Source organism: Streptomyces sp. NPDC058872 (genome assembly GCF_042743065.1).
In the GTDB taxonomy this organism is placed as follows: Bacteria; Actinomycetota; Actinomycetes; order Streptomycetales; family Streptomycetaceae; genus Streptomyces.
In genome coordinates this window covers 1-17627 of sequence record NZ_JBHYMK010000098.1, presented here as the reverse complement: position 1 = coordinate 17627, position 17627 = coordinate 1, and the positions used below count along the sequence as shown (strand labels likewise).

16 protein-coding genes are annotated in these 17627 nt (G+C 73.3%); 7 read left to right on the top strand and 9 right to left on the bottom strand.

Features of this window, described 5'->3' with window-relative positions:
• Nucleotides 1–37: 37 nt before the first annotated feature.
• The 3 genes from otsB to ACFW22_RS34270 are packed head-to-tail and all read right to left on the bottom strand — an operon-like array spanning nucleotide 38 to nucleotide 2583.
• Nucleotides 38–982, bottom strand: coding sequence for a trehalose-phosphatase (gene otsB / locus ACFW22_RS34280; RefSeq protein ID WP_386412321.1), 945 nt, complete (start codon nucleotides 980–982; stop codon nucleotides 38–40).
• 47 nt (nucleotides 983–1029) lie between these two features.
• Entirely contained in the window at nucleotides 1030–1287 is a 258-nt protein-coding gene (locus tag ACFW22_RS34275; RefSeq protein WP_386412318.1) for a DUF3263 domain-containing protein, read from the bottom strand.
• 12 nt (nucleotides 1288–1299) lie between these two features.
• Nucleotides 1300–2583: an extracellular solute-binding protein gene (locus ACFW22_RS34270; RefSeq protein WP_386412316.1), complete on the bottom strand. Its 1284-nt coding sequence runs from the start codon at nucleotides 2581–2583 to the stop codon at nucleotides 1300–1302.
• A 230-nt stretch (nucleotides 2584–2813) separates the two neighbouring features.
• Between ACFW22_RS34270 and ACFW22_RS34265 the strand changes: the two genes are divergently transcribed.
• From ACFW22_RS34265 to ACFW22_RS34255, 3 genes are all read left to right on the top strand, one after another.
• Nucleotides 2814–3752: an ROK family protein gene (locus ACFW22_RS34265; protein ID WP_386412314.1), complete on the top strand. Its 939-nt coding sequence runs from the start codon at nucleotides 2814–2816 to the stop codon at nucleotides 3750–3752.
• Complete coding sequence (nagA, locus tag ACFW22_RS34260; RefSeq protein ID WP_386412312.1) at nucleotides 3752–4897, top strand: N-acetylglucosamine-6-phosphate deacetylase; 1146 nt, start codon at nucleotides 3752–3754, stop codon at nucleotides 4895–4897. The genes ACFW22_RS34265 and nagA overlap by 1 nt, the downstream gene beginning before the upstream one ends.
• 127 nt (nucleotides 4898–5024) lie before the next feature.
• Nucleotides 5025–5957 carry a 1-phosphofructokinase family hexose kinase gene (locus tag ACFW22_RS34255; RefSeq protein ID WP_386412310.1) on the top strand — a complete coding sequence of 311 codons (933 nt, stop codon included), beginning with the start codon at nucleotides 5025–5027 and terminating at the stop codon, nucleotides 5955–5957.
• Between the two features lie 27 nt (nucleotides 5958–5984).
• Here the strand turns inward: ACFW22_RS34255 and ACFW22_RS34250 are convergent, their stop codons facing one another.
• Both ACFW22_RS34250 and cdgB read right to left on the bottom strand, forming a co-directional pair.
• On the bottom strand, nucleotides 5985–6986 hold the full coding sequence (locus tag ACFW22_RS34250) for a carbohydrate-binding protein (protein ID WP_386412308.1): 1002 nt from the start codon (nucleotides 6984–6986) through the stop codon (nucleotides 5985–5987).
• A gap of 73 nt (nucleotides 6987–7059) precedes the next feature.
• The gene (gene cdgB, locus ACFW22_RS34245; protein ID WP_386412306.1) at nucleotides 7060–8790 is read right to left on the bottom strand and encodes a diguanylate cyclase CdgB; all 1731 of its coding nucleotides are present in this window, start codon (nucleotides 8788–8790) and stop codon (nucleotides 7060–7062) included.
• A gap of 257 nt (nucleotides 8791–9047) precedes the next feature.
• On the opposite strand from cdgB, the gene ACFW22_RS34240 reads away from it, so the two are divergent.
• A complete protein-coding gene (locus tag ACFW22_RS34240; RefSeq protein ID WP_386412304.1) occupies nucleotides 9048–9608 on the top strand; it encodes a flavin reductase family protein in 561 nt (186 codons plus the stop codon).
• Between the two features lie 83 nt (nucleotides 9609–9691).
• Here the strand turns inward: ACFW22_RS34240 and arfB are convergent, their stop codons facing one another.
• Nucleotides 9692–10120 carry an alternative ribosome rescue aminoacyl-tRNA hydrolase ArfB gene (gene arfB, locus ACFW22_RS34235; RefSeq protein ID WP_386412302.1) on the bottom strand — a complete coding sequence of 143 codons (429 nt, stop codon included), beginning with the start codon at nucleotides 10118–10120 and terminating at the stop codon, nucleotides 9692–9694.
• Nucleotides 10121–10297: 177 nt separating this feature from the next.
• Here arfB and ACFW22_RS34230 point away from each other — a divergent pair, with 177 nt between their 5' ends.
• A complete protein-coding gene (locus tag ACFW22_RS34230; RefSeq protein ID WP_384876970.1) occupies nucleotides 10298–10873 on the top strand; it encodes a TerD family protein in 576 nt (191 codons plus the stop codon).
• Nucleotides 10874–11050: 177 nt separating this feature from the next.
• On the top strand, nucleotides 11051–11578 hold the full coding sequence (locus ACFW22_RS34225; RefSeq protein ID WP_386412300.1) for a GNAT family N-acetyltransferase: 528 nt from the start codon (nucleotides 11051–11053) through the stop codon (nucleotides 11576–11578).
• A 71-nt stretch (nucleotides 11579–11649) separates the two neighbouring features.
• On the opposite strand, the gene ACFW22_RS34220 is transcribed toward ACFW22_RS34225, so the two are convergent.
• Together ACFW22_RS34220 and ACFW22_RS34215 are read right to left on the bottom strand one after the other, a co-directional pair.
• Complete coding sequence (locus ACFW22_RS34220; protein ID WP_386412297.1) at nucleotides 11650–12312, bottom strand: response regulator; 663 nt, start codon at nucleotides 12310–12312, stop codon at nucleotides 11650–11652.
• Entirely contained in the window at nucleotides 12287–13459 is a 1173-nt protein-coding gene (locus ACFW22_RS34215) for a sensor histidine kinase (protein ID WP_386412295.1), read from the bottom strand. The genes ACFW22_RS34220 and ACFW22_RS34215 overlap by 26 nt, the downstream gene beginning before the upstream one ends.
• A 175-nt stretch (nucleotides 13460–13634) precedes the next feature.
• Here ACFW22_RS34215 and ACFW22_RS34210 point away from each other — a divergent pair, with 175 nt between their 5' ends.
• Entirely contained in the window at nucleotides 13635–15920 is a 2286-nt protein-coding gene (locus tag ACFW22_RS34210; protein ID WP_386412293.1) for an MMPL family transporter, read from the top strand.
• Nucleotides 15921–16078: 158 nt separating this feature from the next.
• On the opposite strand, the gene ACFW22_RS34205 is transcribed toward ACFW22_RS34210, so the two are convergent.
• Nucleotides 16079–17482 carry a M1 family metallopeptidase gene (locus tag ACFW22_RS34205; RefSeq protein ID WP_386412291.1) on the bottom strand — a complete coding sequence of 468 codons (1404 nt, stop codon included), beginning with the start codon at nucleotides 17480–17482 and terminating at the stop codon, nucleotides 16079–16081.
• Between the last annotated feature and the right edge of the window lie 145 nt (nucleotides 17483–17627).

Sequence of the window (17627 nt, the reverse complement as noted above, 5' to 3'; positions counted from 1 at the left end):
GGGCCGCGCCCCGCCCCGGGTCGCCGCGGGCTCCCACTTACCCTTCCGGGCCGCCACCCCGCCGCCCCCGTCCCCCCCCCCCCCCCGGGGGGGGGGGGGGGGGGGGGCCCCCGGCCCCCCCCCCCCCCCCCGCCAGTTCCGCCAGGAACGCGACCACGCCCGCCGGGCCGGCCACCGACAGGTCCGCGCGCTCGGCCAGCTCCGGGACCTCGGTGGAACCGCTGCACACCAGGACGCCCGGGGTGCCCTCGGAACGGAGCTTCTCGACCGCGGCGAAGGCCGGCAGGTCCCCCAGGTCGTCGCCCGCGTAGAGCACGGACCCGGCACCCACCTCCCGCACGTACGCGGCGAGCGCCACGCCCTTGTCCATGCCCGGCGGCCTCAGCTCCAGAACCATCCGACCGGGCTCCAGGACCAGTCCGTGGGCCACGGCCAGATCGCCCAACGGACCCTTGAGCGCCTCGAAGGCGCCCTCCGGGTCCTGGGCGCGCCGGGTGTGGACGGCGACGGCACGGCCCTTCTCCTCGATCCAGACCCCCGGCCAGGCACCGGCCCGGTCCAGGAAGCCGGGGAGTTCGGCCCGGACGGAGGCCACGCCGGGATGGGGGGCGGCCGCCCGGACGGTGCCGGTGACGGCGTCCCAGCGTTCGGCACCGTAGTGGCCCAGGACCACGAGGTGTTCGAGGCCGGGGACGCCGGCGAAGCCGCCGTAGCGGACCGCGACCCCGGCGGGGCGGCCGGTCACCACGGCGATCGAGGCGACCTCCGGCGCGAGGGCGGCCAGGGCCGCCACGGCGTCGGGGTGGGCGCGGGCCGATTCGGGATCGGGGACGATCTCGGCGAGGGTCCCGTCGAAGTCGAGGGCGATGACGGCCTTCGCGGGCCGGGCGAGGAGCTCGACCAGACCGTCACGGCCGGCAGAGGGGGGGCTCCCGAGCAGTGCGGAGAGCCGGGGAAAGGTCGGTTGCGGGAGGCTGACCATGCTCCCGACCCTACCGACGCGGGGCGACCGCGTCAGCGTGGTCGGGGTCACGCATCCCTTCTCTTCCGCTGCTCCTCGCGGACCCGGCGGAGCCGGTTGATCGTCACCGGATCGTGGGCCAGGGCGCGCGGATCGTCCAGGAGTGCGTTGAGGAGCTGGTAGTAGCGGGTCGGGGAGAGGCCGAGCCGCTCGCGAACGGCCCGCTCCTTGGCTCCGGGGCCGGGCCAGGAGCGGCGCTCGACGGCGAGGAGCGCCCGCTCGCGCGCGCCGAGTCCGCCGTCGTCGCCCTCCGTCTCGTGGGTCATCCCACCAACCTATTACTCGGCGTTCTCCGCGGTCGTCGCCGCACGGCCTATCCGGCCGAGGACTTCGGCGGGGCTGCCGCCCGGGGTGACGGCCTTGCCGATGTTCTGCTTGATGTCCTCGCTGACCTTGGCCCAGGAGGTCTTGCCGACCGGCGGGAGCTGCGCCTGGGGAAGGACCGTGAGGAAGACCCGCAGGTTGGCGTGGTCCGGATCGCTCTCCATGTGGGCGGAAGCGCTGACGGTCACGGGGAGGAGGTCGTTGTCCCCGGCGAACTTCAGTACGTTTTCGTCGCTGAAGACGAAGTTGAGGAAGTCCCCGATCTCCTTGCGGTGGCCGTTCTGGTTGAAGCCCATGATCCAGTCGGCGACGCCCATGGAGGTCTTCGACGGGCCGTCGGGTCCGGGGAGGGGAACCTGGCCGACCTGCACGCCCTTCTTCGCGGCCTCCTTGAGGAGCGAGGGGTGGCCGTTGAGCATGCCGACCTCGCCGTTCGCGAAGGCGGCGAAGGCGGCCTTGCGGTCGAGCTTGCCCGGGGCGATCGAGCCGGTGAGGTCCTTGCCCACCAGGTTCTCGCGGAGCCACTCGAAGGTGTGCACGTTGGCTTCGGAATCGACGGCGTAGCGGTCGGTCGCGTCGGTCCAGCCGCCCCCGCCGCTGAGCAGCCACATCAGGGCCTCCGCCTGGGCCTCCTCGGGGCCGAGCGGCAGCGCGAAGGGGGTGGGGACGCCCTTGGCCTTGAGCTTCGCGGCCGCGGCGGAGAGCTCCTCCCAGGTGGTGGGCGCCTCGATGCCGGCCTCCTGGAAGAGGTCCTTGTTGTAGAAGAGCGGCCGGGTGGAGGCGACGAAGGGCAGCCCGTACTGGACGTGCTCGTTCTCGCCGGCATCGGCGAGCCTCGGGAGGAAGTTGGACTGGACGGGGATGGAGAGGAGGTCGTCGGCGGGGTAGAGGTGACCGTCGGCCGCGTAGTCGGCGTAGGCGCCGATCTGTGCGACGTCGGGGGCCTGGCCGTTCTTGACCATTTCGGCGACCTTGCGGTCCACGTCGTCCCAGGACTCGATCTGGACCTCGACCCTGATCCCGGGGTGCTTCGCCTCGAAGGCGGTGACGAGGTCGGCCCAGTACTTCTTGGTGGTGTCCCCGCCGGTGAGGTCGTAATCGGCGGCGACCAGCTTCAGGGTCACGTCACCGGAGTCGCCGCCCAGGGAGCTGCAGCCGCTGACCGTCGCGGTCAGTCCGAGGGCGGCAGCGGCCGCGGTCAGTCCAAGAAATCGTCGCCGCTCCACGGCTTCATCCACCTTTTGCTCGTCGTTGAGCTGCTATTCCGCTGTGATGAGCTGAGTATTTGCTCTTCTACGGGCCGTAAGTCTGCCCCGAGCCCCGGCATGAGGTCTACACCACTTGGGTATCACTTCCGCAACTGCGGCGGGACGATGGGCGCATGGCGGACTCCGAATTTGTATCCGTACGCAACAATCCTCGGCAGTGGACTAGACCTTTTGGGGCCTCCCGCGACACACTGTCCCCCGTGAGACACGTCATCGCCCTGGATGTGGGCGGCACCGGCATAAAGGCCGCCCTCGTCGGGGCGGACGGCACCCTGCTGCACGAGGCCCGCCGCGCCACCGGCCGCGAGCGCGGCCCCGAAGCCGTGGTGGAGACCATCCTCGGCTTCGCCGAAGAGCTCCGCGCGCTCGGACAGGAGCGGTACGGAGAGCCCGCCGCAGCCGCCGGAGTCGCCGTGCCCGGCATCGTCGACGCGGAGAACGGCATCGCCGTCTACGCGGCCAACCTGGGCTGGCGGGACGTTCCCATGCGCGAACTCCTCAGCCGCCGCCTCCACGGCGCCCCCGTCGCCCTCGGTCACGACGTGCGCACCGGCGGCCTCGCCGAAGGCCGCATCGGCGCGGGCAACGGCGCCGACCGCTTCCTCTTCATTCCCCTCGGCACCGGCATCGCCGGAGCCATCGGCATCGGCAGCAGCATCGAGGCCGGCGCCCACGGCTACGCGGGCGAGATCGGCCACATCGTCGTCCGCCCCGGGGGCACCGAGTGCCGCTGCGGCCAGCGCGGCTGCCTGGAGCGCTACGCCTCCGCCTCCGCCGTCTCCCTCGCCTGGGCCACGACCAGCGGCGACCCCGAGGCCGACGCCGCGGACTGCGCGAAGGCCGTCGAGTCCGGCGACCCCGCGGCCGTACGGGTCTGGCAGGACGCCGTCGACGCCCTCGCCGACGGCCTGGTCACCGCGCTCACCCTGCTGGACCCCCGCACGCTCATCATCGGTGGCGGTCTCGCAGAGGCCGGGGAAACCTTGTTCACACCACTCCGGGCCGCCGTGGAGGAACGCGTCACGTTCCAGAAGCTGCCCGCCATCGTCCCGGCGGCCCTCGGGGACACCGCCGGATGCCTGGGCGCGGGCCTCCTCGCCTGGGACCTTCTCTCCCTCGACTCGGAGGTTTCCGCCTGATGGCCGATCACCAGGTTCTCGCCGGCGCACACGTCGTGCTGCCCACCGGAACGGTCGAGAACGGACGCGTGATCGTCGACGGCGCCCGCATCGCGGGCAGCGCCCCCGAGAACGCCCCCGTCCTCGACCTGAGCGGCCACTGGCTCGTCCCCGGCTTCGTCGACATGCACAACCACGGCGGCGGCGGCGCGTCCTTCACCTCCGGCACCGTCGACGAGGTCCTCAAGGGCGTCCACACCCACCGGCTGCACGGCACGACCACCGTCGTCGCCTCCTTCGTCACCGGCGAGATGGACTTCCTCACCCAGCGGGCCGGCCTGCTCTCCGAGCTCGCCGAGCAGGGCGAGATCGCCGGCCTCCACTTCGAGGGCCCGTTCATCTCCCCCTGCCGCAAGGGCGCCCACGACGAGACGCTGCTGCGCGACCCGGACCCGGCCGCGGTCCGCAAGCTGATCGACGCCGGCCGCGGCCAGGCCAAGATGGTCACCCTCGCCACCGAACTGCCCGGCGGCATCGATTCCGTGCGCCTGCTCGCCGAGCACGGCGTGATCGCCGCCATCGGCCACACCGACGCGACCTACGAGCAGACCCGGGCGGCCATCGACGCCGGTGCGACCGTCGCCACCCACCTCTACAACGCGATGCCCGGCCTCGGGCACCGCGCCCCCGGCCCGATCGCCGCCCTCCTGGAGGACGAGCGGGTCACCGTCGAGCTCATCAACGACGGCACCCACCTCCACCCCGCCGCCCTGGAGCTCGCCTTCCACCACGCCGGCCCCGAGCGGGTCGCCCTCATCACGGACGCCATGGACGCGGCCGGCTTCGGTGACGGCCGCTACATGCTCGGCCCCCTTGAGGTCGAAGTGAAGGACAGCGTCGCCCGGCTCGTCGAGGGCGGCTCCATCGCCGGCTCCACCCTCACCCTGGACCGCGCCTTCAAGCGCGCCACCACCATCGACGGCATCCCCGTCGAGGCGGTCGTCGAGGCCATCTCCGCCACCCCCGCCCGCCTCCTCGGCGCGTACGACCGCGTCGGCTCGCTGGAGCCCGGCAAGGACGCCGACCTGGTCGTCCTGGACGCCTCGTTCGACCTCAAGGGCGTCATGCGCAAGGGAGAGTGGATCGTCGACCCGACGGCGGTCTGATCAGGAATCATGCCGAAGGGCGGTGGGCCGGGGGTCTGGGCCAACCGCCTTTCCTTTGGCATGATCGGTCCCCGTCGGAACGCCTGTTCCGCAGGACTTCACACGGCGTACGGGGAGTGGACAGCTTGTGATCCTCACGGTCACTCTCAACACGGCACTGGACCTGACCTATCGGGTCCCCTCCCTCACCCCGCACGCCTCCCACCGGGTCACCCAGGTCATCGAACGGCCCGGCGGCAAGGGGCTCAACGTCGCACGCGTCCTCGCCGCCCTCGGGCACGAGACGGTCGCCACCGGCTTCGCGGGCGGCGCCACCGGAGCCGTGCTGCGGGAACAACTCGCCGCAACCCCGGTGCGGGACGCGCTCGTCGAGACCACGGGGCCCACCCGCCGCACCGTCGCGGTCGTCGACACCGCGAGCGGGGACACCACCCAGCTCAACGAGCCCGGGCCGACCGTCACCCCCGCCGAATGGGCCGCCTTCCGGGCCCGCTTCACGGAACTCCTCGGCGGGGCCGCGGCGGTCGCCCTCTGCGGCAGCCTCCCGCCGGGCATCCACGTCGGCGCGTACGGGGAACTGGTGCGGCTCGCCCGCGCAGCCTCCGTACCCGTCCTCCTCGACACCAGCGGCGAACCCCTGCGCCGGGGCATCGCCGCCCGCCCCGACCTGGTCAAGCCCAACGCCGAGGAACTCGCCCACCTCACCGGCGCCCGGGAACCGCACCGGGCCACCCGCGACGCACGGCGCCGCGGCGCCCGCGCCGTGGTGTCCTCGCTCGGTCCCGAGGGCCTGTTCGCCGTCACCCCCGAGGGCCTCTGGCGGGCGGCCCCGCCCGCCGCGGTCAAGGGCAATCCCACGGGCGCGGGCGACTCCGCCGTCGCCGGCCTCCTCTCGGGCCTGGTCGACGACGTCCCCTGGCCCGAGAGGCTCACCCGGGCGGTCGCCCTCTCGGCGGCCACGGTGCTCTCGCCGGTGGCCGGCGAGTTCGACGCACCGGCGTACGAAGAGCTGCTGCCCCGGGTGGAAGTGACCCCGCTCGAAGCGGTCGAGACGCCCTGAGCCGCTGGCCGGCGGGGTCCCGGAGGATCACGTACCGGTGTGCCCGGCCTCCAGGTAGACCTGGTCGAGGATCGCCTCGCAGGCGTCGCCCGCCTCGCAGGAGATCCTGAGCGTGTTCGCGCCCTTGTTCAGGTTCACGTAGGCGTAGGTGTAGGTCCAGCCCTTCTCCCAGTCGCCCCCGGCGGCCTTCGCGAAGTTGGACATGCGCACCTCACGGGGCGCCTCGTCGTTGACCGTCAGGGACGTCCTGGCGTCCTTGCCGGGCACGCTGTAGGTGATGCGGAGCGTGTACTCGCCCTCGTTCGGCACGTCGACCGACCAGCTGGCGGAGCTGCCCACCCCGTTGAAGCGCACATAGGCGCCGTTCGAGCCCTTCGCGCCCTTCACCTCGGTCCCCGTGGTGGCCGTGCCGCCCAGGGTCAGCGTCGCCGCGTCCTGCTTCGGCAGCTCCCCCGGGGTCGGCTCGGCGCTCGGCTCGGTGCTCGGGGCCTCGGAGGCCCGGGTGGGGGCCGTCGAGGCCGTGCCGCCCGCCCGGTCCTTCTTGTCGGCCGGGTCGCCCGAGTTGTTGATCAGGGCGATCGAGATGCCGATCACGACGACCGCGACGACCGCGATCGCACCGGCCAGCAGGCCCTTGGCGTTGGGGCCGCGACCGGAGCCGCCGCGCTGGGGCGGCATCGGGGCCGGATGGCCGGGCTGCTGCCCGCCGTAGGCTCCGCCCCGCTCCGCCTGCGCACCGTTCCTGAGGTTCGGGGGCAGGGCCTCGGGCGCGGCGTACTGCGCCTGCGGCTGGCCGTACGGGGCCTGCTGCGGCGGCACGTACGGCTGCTGGGGCCCGCCGTACTGGCGCTCGCCGACCGTCCTGACCTGGTTGTACGAGGTCCGGGGCACACCGGGCTGGGCGGGGCCGGGATAGCCGTAGCCGCCGCCCTGCGGGGCCTGGGCACCCGCTGCCTGACCGTCCGCGTACAGGTAGCCGAACGGATCGTCGTCCTCGGGCTTGCTCGCGCCGTCGTTACCGGCAGCCATCCGGGTCATCCTCTCCATGCTCGCCAGCCGTCGCCGACCGGGCGAGCCTACCTCGAACAGACCAGCGCACGACTCAGCCCGCCCTGCGGTGGACCTTCGCACGAGAGCGCTTCTCGACGTACATCCGCTGGTCGGCGGAGTTCAGCACCTCTTCCACGGTCATTCCGCACTCGGCCCAGCCGATGCCGAAACTCGCGCCGACGCGGACCGCCCGCCCGTCCACCCGGATCGGCGGAATGATCGCGTTGCGGAGGCGCAGGGCCAGATCGGCGGCATCGGCGGCGCCCAGCCCGTCGGCGAGGACGACGAACTCGTCACCACCGAGCCGGGCCACGGTGTCGCCGTCCCGCACTCCGGTGGTGAGCCGACGCGCGACCTCGATGAGGACGGCGTCCCCCGTGTGGTGCCCGAAGCGGTCGTTGATCGACTTGAAGCCGTCGAGGTCGCAGAAGAGGACGGCGAGCCCCTTGGTGCCGTCATCGGTCTCGCCCCCCGTGGGGGCCACGGTGTGGACGTGGTGGTCATACGGCCCGGCGCTGCCCACCGGCTCGAAACCGAAGCCGTGCTCGTGCTCGTACGCCGACGGCTCGTAGCCCGGGCCCTCCCCCGCGTGCTCCGCACCGTAGCCGCCGTCCCGCCGTGCGTCGTACCCGCCGTACGCGGCGTCGCCGGGCCCGGGCGCCGCCGGGCGCTCGCAGAGGCGGGCGGACAGTCGGGAGCGCAGCTCGGCACTGTTGGGGAGGCCGGTGAGCGCGTCGTGCGAAGCGCGGTGGGCGAGCTGCAGCTCGTGCCGCTTGCGCTCCTCGATGTCCTCGACGTGGGTCAGGAGGAAGCGGGGGCCGTCGGCGGTGTCGGCGACGACCGAGTTGCGCAGGGAGACCCACACGTAGCTGCCGTCCCGCCGGGCGAGGCGCAGTTCGGCCCGGCCGCCCTCCGCAGAGGTGCGGAGCAGGGTCCCGATGTCCTCGGGGTGGACCAGGTCGGCGAAGGAGTAGCGCCGCATGACGGAGGCGGGGCGGCCGAGGAGCCGGCACAGGGCGTCGTTGGTGCGGAGCAGCCGGCCGTGCTGGTCACCGCCCATCTCGGCGATGGCCATGCCCGAAGGGGCGTACTCGAAGGCCTGCCGGAAGGACTCTTCGCTGGCCCGGAGCGCCTGCTGCTCCCGTTCGAGCCGGACCAGGGCCCGCTGCATGTTGGAGCGGAGGCGGGCGTTGCTGATGGCGATGGCCGACTGCGAGGCGTACATCTGGAGCGCCTCCTGGCCCCAGGGCCCCGGGTGCCGGCCGTTGCGCGGACGGTCGACGGATATGACGCCGAGGAGCTCGCGACCGGAGCCCGGTGCGGCTCCCCCCGGGCGGGCGGAGCCGACCCTGGGGGCGTACATCGGGGCGTAGAGCCGGTCGTGCGGGTGCCACTCGTCCTCGAAGCGGGGCGCGGGACCGTCGGTGTGCCACTGCGGAACGTCGTCCTCCATGAGGACCCAGCCCTCGGTGTGCGGGATGAAGCGCAGCTCGCCCCAGGCGACCCCCATGGAGAGGCGCCGCTCCCAGGAGGCCCGGGAGCCGACCCGCCCGGTGATCAGCGCTTCGGCCGCGGAGCTTCCGGCGAAGGCCGCGACGACGAGGTCACCGTCGGGGCGAACGAGGTTGACACAGGCCAGCTCGTAGTTGAGACCGGCGACCACGCCGTCGGCGACGGTCTGCAGGGTGTCCGCCAAGCTGCGGGCAGTGTTGAGGTCCGCCACGACCTGGTGCAGCTGCCGCAAGGTCGAGAGACGGACATACGGCTCCGACTCGGTCTCCATCGCTCGCTCTCCCCGAGACCTCGACAGCAACTCCAGGGTTCTCATCGGTTTCGTATCGCACTGTCACCGCCACTGAATCACAGCGAGCTCCACACCCGGTACACAGGGTCAGCAATTACTGGCCTCTGTGACTCAAGTCACAGCAGGTCACGGCGGGTTGCGGCGCACCCCTCGGAGGGGGTCCTAGGTCCGCCGGGGGTGCCGGTCTGGTCCCCGGGCCCGATGCCGGACGCGGGGGTCCGGATTAGCGTGCCGGTGTGCTGAAGACTCCCGCTCCGTGCCCCGTGTCCGACCTGGCCATCCCCCATGCTGGGGGAGTGAGCAACGAAGAGTTCCGAGCCGCGATGTCCCGTCTGGCGGCGGGCGTGGTCCTGGTGACCGCGCACGATCCCGACGAGGGCCCCCGCGGCGAGGACGTCGGCATGACCGCGACCTCCTTCGTTTCGGTCTCCCTCGACCCGCCGCTCGTCCTGGTGAGCCTCCGCAACGGCTCCCGCATGGACGACCTGCTCGCCGACGTCCCCGTCTGGGCGGTGTCGGTCCTCGCCGAGGACCAGCGCCAGGTCGCCGGACGCTTCGCCATGAAGAACCGTGTCAGCGACCGACTGCTCTTCGCCGACCTGCCGCACACCCGCGGCGGGGAGAGCGGCGCCCCGCTCGTGGACGGCGCCCTGTCGGTCCTGGAGTGCCGCACCGAGAGCCGCGTGGTGGCCGGCGACCACACCCTGGTGGTGGGCCGGGTGCTGACGGTCGGCCTGCGCCCGGGCGGCGGCGAGCCCCTGGCGTACTTCCAGGGCAAGTACCGCAGGCTGGGCTGACCCCGGAGGGGGCACCGCCGCGCCGGATCCGGAACCGCACCGCCCCGGCCGCAGCACCACGGGCCACCGGCACCGGAGGCCGGTCAGCCCCAGTCGCGGGACCGCCGGATGCGCTTGGTCTCCGAACGCTGCTTCTTCTCGCGCAGCCGCCGCTCGTTGATCCCGCGGGGGATCTTCGTCGGCCGGCGGGGCTTCGGCGGCGGGGCGGTCGCCTCGGCGAGGAGCGCGGCCAGGCGGACCGCCGCCGTCTCGCGGTTGCGCCACTGCGAACGGTGCTCCGACGCACGGACCGCCACCACGCCGTTGACCAGACGGGGGGCGAGTCGCTCCAGGGCACGCGCCTTCCACACCTCGGGGAGCGCCTCCGTGGCCGCGAGGTCGAAGCGGAGCTCCACCTGCGAGTCGCTGGTGTTGACGTGCTGACCGCCCGGCCCCGACGACCGCGAGAAACGCCACTGGAGCTCGGCCTCGGGCAGCGAGACGGAACCGCGGATGGGATAGGGACCGGACATGCCCCCATGTTCCCCGCAACGGGCCGGAGGAGTCATCCTCATTTTCGCCCGCACCCCGGGCGGGGGCCGGACGGCCGCCGCACGGACGGGGTTCCCCCGGGCGGGGGCCGATCGGGAACCGCCGGCGGCCCCGACGCGTTTCTCCCAGCGACAACATCACGATGAAAGGGACTTTCCATGGCTGTGAGCCTGTCCAAGGGCGGCAACGTCTCCCTGACCAAGGAGGCCCCGGGCCTCTCCGCCGTCACCGTGGGCCTCGGCTGGGACGTTCGCACCACCACGGGCACCGACTTCGACCTCGACGCCTCCGCGATCGGCGTGGACGCCGCCGGACGGGTCGCCTCGGACGCCCACTTCGTCTTCTTCAACAACAAGTCGACGCCGGACCAGACCATCGTCCACACCGGTGACAACCGCACCGGCGAGGGCGGCGGCGACGACGAGCAGATCAACGTCAACCTGGCGGCCCTCCCGCCGAACGTCGAGAAGATCGTCTTCCCGGTCTCCATCTACGACGCGGTCTCCCGCGCGCAGAACTTCGGCCAGGTCCGCAACGCCTACATCCGCATCGTGAACCAGGCCGGCGGCACCGAGCTCGCCCGCTACGACCTCTCCGAGGACGCCGCCGTCGAGACCGCCATGGTCTTCGGCGAGCTGTACCGCCACGGGGCCGAGTGGAAGTTCCGCGCCGTGGGCCAGGGGTACGCCTCGGGCCTGGAGGGCATCGCCCGCGACTTCGGCGTCAACCTCTGACCCCTCGGGTCCCGGGCCGTGGGGCCGCACCGCCGGTCCCCCGGCCCACGCCCCGGCCCTCGCCCCCGGGCGCCCTCTCCTGAGCCCCTCCCCGGCCCTCCACCGCCGGGCGGGCCCGCCGCGACACGGCACCGGAGCCCCGGCCGGGACACCCCGCCGGGGCCCTAGCCTGTCCGCGTGATCGTCGAAGCCCTCGCCCCCAAGGCCCTGGAGGACGGCACCGCCCTCCCCGGCGCGCTGCTCACCGAACTCACCGCGCTCTACGCCTCCGACGAGGAGTTCCAACGGCTCAGCGGTGACTTCCCGGACCCGTCCGACATCCGCCCCGAGCAGGTCGCCGCGGTCCTCGCGGAAGAGCTCGCCCGACCGAGCGCCGAGGTGCTCCTGGCCCGTTCCGAAGGCCGGCTGGTCGCCGTCGCCGTCACCCTCGGCCGCCATCCCGACCCGGCCGACCCCGACCCCTGGTTGGGCCTGCTCATGGTCCACGCGGACGAACGGGGAGCAGGGCACGGCCGTCGGCTCGCCACCCATGTGGAGGACCGGTTCCGCGCCGCCGGCCGTACCGGTCTGCGGCTCGCCGTCCTGGAGGACAACCCGGCGGGGCTGGCGTTCTGGACCGCGCTCGGGTACGAGGAGACGGACCGCCGCCCGGACCTCGCCCGCGGTCGCCCGTGCGTGGTGCTGCGCAAGGAGCTTGCGTCCTAGCCGCATTGCCCGGTGAGGTCTTCGGTCCGGACCGTCGAGGCGTGCAGGTGGAGACCGGTCCGGCACCCGGCTCAGGTTCCGGGGAGGATGCGGCGCGTCTCGTAGGCCCACATCGCGATCTCGACCCGGTTGCGGGCGCCGAGTTTGGCCATCAGGCTGGCCAGGTGCGTCTTCACCGTGCTGAGGCTGATGTGCAGTGCATCGGCGATCTCGGTGTTGGTCAGCCCGCGGGCGACGGCGAGGAGCACCTGCTCCTCGCGGGCGGTGACGGGGGAGACCGGCTGGGCCACGGGCCGGCCGGCGGGCAGGTCCGCGAACGCCCGGAGCAGACGGACGGTGACGCTGGGCGCGATGAGCGCCTCGCCGTCGGACGCCGACCGCACGGCCTGCGCCAGAAGATCCGGTCCCGTGTCCTTGAGGAGGAATCCGCGCGCGCCGGCACGCAGCGAGCCGTAGACGTACTCGTCGAGGTCGAACGTGGTGATGACGACCACGGCCAGCGGGTCGGCGACCCCCGGGCCGGCGACCAGACGGGTGGCCTCGAGCCCGTCGAGTACGGGCATGCGGATGTCGAAGAGGCAGACGTCGGGGCGCAGTTCGCGGGCCAGACGTACCGCTTCCCGCCCGTCGGCGGCCTCGCCGACCACCTCGATGCCGGGCTGGGCGTTCAGGATGATCCGCAGCCCGGTGCGGATGATCGTCTGGTCGTCAGCGACGAGGACGCGAATGGACACCGCTCTCGCTCCTCGCCCTCGGCAGTTCGGCGTCGACGTGCCAGCCCCGGTCGGTACCCGGCCCGGCCCGTAGTGTGCCGCCGAGCAGGGTCGCGCGCTCGCGCAGTCCGGTGAGTCCGTATCCGTCGCGCCCCCGGCCGGTGCGCCGGCCGTTGTCGCGCACGCTCACCCGTACCGCGTGCCGTTCCGCGGCGACCCGGACGACGAGCTCGGTCGCGTCGACCGCATGGCGCAGCGCGTTGGTCACCGACTCCTGCACGATCCGGTAGACGGCCGCGTCCACGGCCGGGGGCAGCGCGTCCAGTTCGCCGTCGAGCCCCAGGTCGACCCTGAGGCGACCCCCCGGGGTGTGCACCAGGCGCTCCAGATCCGCGACTCCGGCAGGGGGCGCCAGCTCGGCGCCGACCCCGCGGTCGCGCAGCGCGGCGACCATGGCGCGCATCTCCTCCAGCGTGCGCGCCCCTTCCTCCTCGACCCCCTCCAGCGCCTCGACGGCGGCGGACGGGTCGGTGCCCGCGAGCACCCGGCCCGCCTGGGCGATGATCACCATGGCCGACACGTGGTGGGCCACCGTGTCGTGCAGTTCCCGGGCGAGCTGCTCGCGCTCGCGGGAGCGCACCTGGTCCAACTGCCGCTCGCGGGCGGTCACCCTGAACCGCACGGCAGCCCCGACCACGCCGGGCAGCAGCCCGAAGACGAAGCCCACGACCTTTTCGACGACCGAGGTCTCGTCCGGGACGACACACAGCGCGCACGCCGCGACGATCACCGCGCCGCCCAGCACGATCTCCCGCCCCGATCCCCACCGGAGCAGCGCGTACACCAGCACGAGCACGACCGCGCTGGTGTACAGGCCGACGGGCTCCCGCGGTGCGGCGACGAGCCAGGCCAGCTGAAGCAGGACCACCGAGCCGAACGCCAGCGTGACCACCGCCAGCGGGCGGGTCCGGCGCCAGAGGGTGAGCAGGCACAGCCATGCGGCGAACACCACTGCCACCGACCGCCACACGACGTTCTCGCGCAGGGTGGCCTCCAGCACCACACCGCCCAGGCCCGCGGCGAGCAGCACCCGGTCCCGCCACACCCGGGCGGGCGCGTCGGGCGGCCGGGGTTCGGTCCACAGGGTTCGCAGGTCGTCGGGGAGCACGGTTCTCAGCCTAGGGACCGCGGCGCGCCGCGCATCGGCCGAAAGGACGGGTCGTCACTCCGTCCCGGGGCCGACGGATCCGCGGCCCGCGGGCCGATGCAGCGGAGCGCCGTGGCGACGAGCCTCGGCATCGGCGGCCGTACAAGGACGGTCGACGAGGTGGTTGGAGGACCCGATGCTCTCGAAAGCCCTGTTGCGCCTGGGCGCAAGCGCCGCCCGCCGTCCCCGGCGGGTGATCGCGGCATGGCTGGTCACCGCCGCGCTCGCCGTCCTCGCCGCGCTCGCCTTCGGCGGGCGGACCGCGGACTCGATGACCGCTCCGGGGCTGGACTCCCGACGGGCCGCGGAACTGATCGAGCGGGCCGGCACCGGCCAGGAGGGGATGACCGCCCAGGTGGTCGTCACCCCGCTCGACGGCGGTGCGACGTTCTTCGACCACGGCGGCGCGCGCACCGCTCTCACGCAGCTGCAGACCGAGGTGGAGCGGCTGCCGCACGTGCTCGGCACGAGCGACCCGACGGGGGCGCTCGACGCGGGCGGGGACGCCGCCGTGCGCGGTGGGCTCGTGTCGGCCGACGGGCGGATCGCGGTCGTCCGGGTGCAGTACCCCGACCAGAGCCGGCTGTCGGCCAAAGACCTCGACGCGCTCGTCGGCCTCGGCGACCGCCTGCGCGCCGAACTGCCGCTGCGCATCGAGATGGGCGGGAACCTCTTCTACGTCTTCTCCGACCCCGACGGCGGCGCGAGCGAACTGATCGGCCTCCTCGCCGCGGCCGCGATCCTGTTCCTGGCGTTCGGTTCGCTCGTCGCCGCCGCGCTGCCGATCGGCATGGCGGTCTTCGGGCTGACCGTCGGGGTCGCCACGATGACGGTACTGGCGGGGGTGACGGAGGTCCCCACCTTCGCACCGGTCCTGGGCAGCATGGTCGGGCTCGGAGTGGGCATCGACTACGCGCTGTTCGTGCTCGCCAGGCACCGGGAGCATCTCGCATGCGGGCTCGGTCCCCGCGAGGCGGCGGGGCGAGCGGTGGCCACGGCGGGGAGGCCCGTGGTCTTCGCCGGCGGCACCGTCGTCGTGTCGATCCTCGGCCTGGCGGTCGCGGACGTGCCGTTCATGACGGTGGGCGGGGTCGCCGTCTCGATCGTCGTCCTGACGATGGTGCTCGCGTCGGTGACGCTGCTGCCGGCCTTCCTCGGCGCGGCGGGCCCGCGACTGGCCCGGGCCGGCCAGATCGGCCGGATCGGCCGGGCTCTGCAGACCAGGAGGCCGGGCCGACCCGCACGGCGGGACCCGGCCGCGGGCGCCGCCCGCGCCGCCGGGTGGCGTCGCTGGATCGGGCACGTCAGCCGGCACCCGGTGCCGTACGCGGTCGGCGCGGCGGGGCTGCTGCTGACCGCGACGCTGCCCCTGCTCGGCCTGCGCGTCGGCCTGCCCGACGACGGCTCACTGCCTCAGGGCCGTACCGAGCGCCGGGCCTACGACCTCGTCGCCGAGGGGTTCGGTCCGGGCACCAACGGCCCCCTCGTCATCGCCGCGGACCCCACCGGTGATCCGGGAGTGCTGGACCGACTCGTCGCAGCGGTCGCGGCGGATCCGGGCATCGCGTCCGTCGCGGCGCCACGCGTCGATCGGGCCACCGGCATCGCGACCCTCGTGGTGTTCCCGACCACCAGCCCCCAGGACAAGGCCACGGCCGACACCATCGCCCGGCTGCGCACCGACGTGCTGCCCACGGCGATCGGGCGCGGCCCGGCCAGGGCCCACGTCGGCGGCGCTGCCGCGAGCCTGTCCGATGTGGGCCGACGCACCAGCCAACGCATGCCGGTGTTCGTCGCCGCCGTGCTGGCGATGTCGTTCCTGCTGCTGATGCTGGTCTTCCGCTCGGTGCTCGTACCGCTCAAGGCGGTCCTGCTGAACCTGCTGAGCATCGGCGCGGCTTACGGCATCATGGTCGCGGTCTTCCAGTGGGGCTGGGGAAGCGCGCTCATCGGGCTGGAAGCGACGGTTCCGATCGTGTCGTTCATCCCGATGTTCCTCTTCGCCATCCTGTTCGGCCTGTCCATGGACTACGAGGTGTTCCTCCTCTCCCGCGTGCGCGAGGAGTACCTGCGCACCGGCGACAGCGGCACGGCGATCGTCGAGGGCATCTCGCGCACCGCCCGGATCATCACCTCGGCCGCCCTCATCATGGTGGCGGTCTTCCTGTCCTTCGCCGTCGCCGAGGACCCCTCCACCAAGATGTTCGGGCTCGGTCTGGCCACCGCGATCTTCATCGACGCCACGGTCGTGCGCATGGTGCTGGTGCCGGCGACCATGACGCTCCTCGGCCGGGCCAACTGGTGGCTGCCGAAGTGGCTGGACCGGATGCTTCCCCGCGGCCCGGTCGGCACCGACGACACCGACGACACCGACGCGGAATCCACGGGTGAGGACCCGCGTGCACGGCTGGTCGACCGTTGACCCCGCTCCTGCGCGCCCTTGGCGTCCGGCGGCCCAGGGCGTCGCCCGAGGGGCATGTCGAGTCGTGGTCATCGAACGGTCCCGGTGAGGTCCTCGATCCGGATCGTCGAGGCGCGCAGGCAGGGCCCGCAGCTTGATGACGCCCCCATGCCCCCTCCCTAGGGCCGGTCCGGCTTCTCGTCGCCGTACAGCCAGACCTCCCACAGGTCGCCCAGGTCGCGGCCGGCCACGCCCTCCGCGTAGGCCGTGAAGTCCTCCGTGGAGGCGCTGGCGTGACGGTACTTCGCCGACCAGCCGCGCAGGATCTCGTCGAAGACGCGGTCGCCGACCGTCTCCCGCAGCTCGTGCAGGACCATCGCGCCCCGCTGGTACACGGGCGGGTCGAAGAGGTTCTCGGCCGTGGGGGGTGCGGCCGGCGGGAAGGCCCAGTTGGCGTCCTGGGCGAAGGCCCGCTCGAAGTGGGTCCGCGCGGGCACCTGCTCGTACTCCTCGCTGTACAGCCACTCCGCGTAGGTCGCGAAGCCCTCGTTCAGCCACAGGTCGCGCCAACTGCGGGGGGTGACCGAGTTGCCGAACCACTGGTGGGCCAGTTCGTGCACGAGGGTGGTGCGGTCGAAGGAGGCGGCCGGGAACACCGGCCGGGTCTGGGTCTCCAGGGCGTAGCCGAGGGTCCCGTCCGCCAGGACCACCACCCCCGCGGCGGAGAAGGGGTAGGGGCCGAAGCGCTTCGCCTGACGGTCGAGGATCTCGGGGACCTCGCCCCGCAGCGCGGCACTGCCCGGCGCCACCGACGGTTCGGCGGCGGTCAGGACGGGAACGGAGCCGAGGGCCGTTGCCGTGCCCGTCTCGTAGCGGCCGATGACGACCGTCGCGAGGTAGCTCGCCATCGGCTCGGCGGTGTGCCACACGGTGGTGACGCGGCCGTCCGGCTCCGTGCGGCGTGCGGTGCGGACCCCGTTGGAGAAGCCGTCGACTCCGGCCGGGAGGGTGAGCGCGAGGTCGTAGAGGGCCTTGTCGGAAGGATGGTGGTTGCCGGGGAACCAGGTCATGGAGCCGGCGGGTTCGCCGACCGCGACCGCTCCGCCGGGCGTGCGCAGCCAGCCCTCCGCGGATCCGTCGGCATCCGTGAGCGGCTCGGGCACGCCCGCGTAGGTGACGGTGGCCCGGAACTCCTCGCCCTCCGGGATCTCCTCGCCCGGGCGGAGCGTCAGCTCGTTCCCGGCCCTGTTGTACGCGGCGGGGACGCCGTCGACGGTCGCGGCCCGCACGGTGAGCCCGGACAGGTCGAGGTTGAAGGCGCTGAGGTCCTGGGTGGCGCGGGCGGTGATCTCGACGGTGCCGTCGAGGCGCCCGTCGGCGGGGTCGTAGGCGAGGGACAGGCCGTAGTGCCGGACGTCGTACCCGCCGTTGCCGAGCTTCGGGAAGTACGGGTCGCGGAGTCCGGAGGCCCCCGGGGTGCCGCGGACGCCGCCGCCGACCTCGGCGCAGCCGCCCGCGAGCAGCGCGAGGGCCGTGAGGACGGCGGCGAGGACGGCGGATCGGGTCCGGTTGTGCTGGGCCACGCCTCGATCTTAGGAGGCCGGCCCGACCGCTGCCGAAGGGCCGCGGCCGGAGCGGTGGGGGTGGTGTCCGGGGAGGGGTCCGGGTGGCACCGCCGGTGGGGGTGGTGTCCGGGTCACTTGGTGAGGGAGGCGACGCCGATCCGGG

Coding starts and splice junctions, on each gene's coding strand:
- otsB (WP_386412321.1), bottom strand. CDS start 982: ATGGTCAGCCTCCCGCAACCGACCTTTCCCCGGCTCTCCGCACTGCTC.
- arfB (WP_386412302.1), bottom strand. CDS start 10,120: ATGTCCGGTCCCTATCCCATCCGCGGTTCCGTCTCGCTGCCCGAGGCC.
- ACFW22_RS34250 (WP_386412308.1), bottom strand. CDS start 6,986: ATGGCTGCCGGTAACGACGGCGCGAGCAAGCCCGAGGACGACGATCCG.
- ACFW22_RS34230 (WP_384876970.1), top strand. CDS start 10,298: ATGGCTGTGAGCCTGTCCAAGGGCGGCAACGTCTCCCTGACCAAGGAG.
- ACFW22_RS34275 (WP_386412318.1), bottom strand. CDS start 1,287: ATGACCCACGAGACGGAGGGCGACGACGGCGGACTCGGCGCGCGCGAG.
- cdgB (WP_386412306.1), bottom strand. CDS start 8,790: ATGGAGACCGAGTCGGAGCCGTATGTCCGTCTCTCGACCTTGCGGCAG.
- nagA (WP_386412312.1), top strand. CDS start 3,752: ATGGCCGATCACCAGGTTCTCGCCGGCGCACACGTCGTGCTGCCCACC.
- ACFW22_RS34210 (WP_386412293.1), top strand. CDS start 13,635: ATGCTCTCGAAAGCCCTGTTGCGCCTGGGCGCAAGCGCCGCCCGCCGT.